The 1,050-nt window shown below is 59.3% G+C and carries 2 protein-coding genes; both read left to right on the top strand.

Annotation, left to right across the window (positions count from 1 at the left end; translation table 11 throughout):
* The first annotated feature begins 81 nt into the window (after positions 1-81).
* Positions 82-474, top strand: a complete 393-nt coding sequence (locus tag EN850_RS37590; protein ID WP_127312320.1) for an IS630 transposase-related protein — start codon at positions 82-84, stop codon at positions 472-474.
* Positions 458-1,033, top strand: coding sequence for an IS630 family transposase (locus tag EN850_RS37595; protein WP_164761536.1), 576 nt, complete (start codon positions 458-460; stop codon positions 1,031-1,033). The genes EN850_RS37590 and EN850_RS37595 overlap by 17 nt, the downstream gene beginning before the upstream one ends.
* The last annotated feature ends 17 nt before the right edge of the window (positions 1,034-1,050 follow it).

A 1,050-nucleotide genomic window follows, 5' to 3' on the forward strand; every position in this document is an offset into this window, starting at 1 on the left:
CTAAAGCGTGTCGCGATTTAAGGGATTCAGGATTCCCCTTGATTTGAGTTCGTGATTCATTGCGGTTGAAGGGAGACCGTGATGGGCAAGCCGCTACCACTTGAGTTGCGTCGGCGTGTTGTTGCGTATGTCGATGAGGGACATGGTCACCGCGAGGCTGCGCGCCATTTCCGCGTTTCGCCTCGCTTTGTGAACAATCTGATCAACCTGCGCCGGCAGACTGGTTCGCTCGAAGCGCGCCGGCAGGGCCATGTGGGCGGCGGGAAGCTTGAGCGGCATGCCGAGTTTGTCCGCTTGCGATTGGCCGAGACCGGCGAACTGACGCTGGATGAGCTTTGCGTCGAGTTGGAGGTGCGTGGTGTAAGCGTGCACCGCTCCAATGTCGGTCGCCTGCTCAATCGCCTTGGGCTCAGTCATAAAAAAAACTCTACTGGCCAGCGAGCAGCGGCGGGCCGACGTGCGCCAGGCACGTGAGCTGTGGACCGGGCGGCGAAAGCGCTTCTTCAACAAGGCTTTGGCGCGGCTGATCTTCATCGATGAGACGTCGACCAACACCAAACTGACCAAACGCACCGGCTGGGCGCCGAAGGGCGAGCGCTTCAGGACACATGCGCCCTTCGGCAAATGGCAGACGCAGACCTTCATCGCCGGGCTACGATGCCACGGTCTTGTCGCGCCGTGGATCGTCAACGCGCCGATGAATGGCACCATCTTCGAGCACTATGTCGAAACGCAGCTCGCTCCCGAACTGTCGCCCGGCGATATCGTCATTCTCGACAATGTCGGCTTCCACAAGAACGAGCGCGCCGCACAACTGGTTCGCCAAAGGGGCGCCTGGCTCCTGTTCCTGCCGCCATACTCACCCGATCTCAATCCGATCGAGATGGCCTACTCAAAACTCAAGGCGCTGTTGCGAAAGAAGGCGGCCAGAACCTTCGACGCACTCTGCCAGGCTCTCGGCGATATCTGCCACCTGTTCGAGCCAGCTGAATGCAGAAACTTCTTCAAGGCTGCCGGATATGAGGCTAATTAATCGCGACACGCTTTAGC

It is taken from the genome of Mesorhizobium sp. M8A.F.Ca.ET.207.01.1.1 (assembly GCF_004794715.1).
GTDB lineage: Bacteria > Pseudomonadota > Alphaproteobacteria > Rhizobiales > Rhizobiaceae > Mesorhizobium.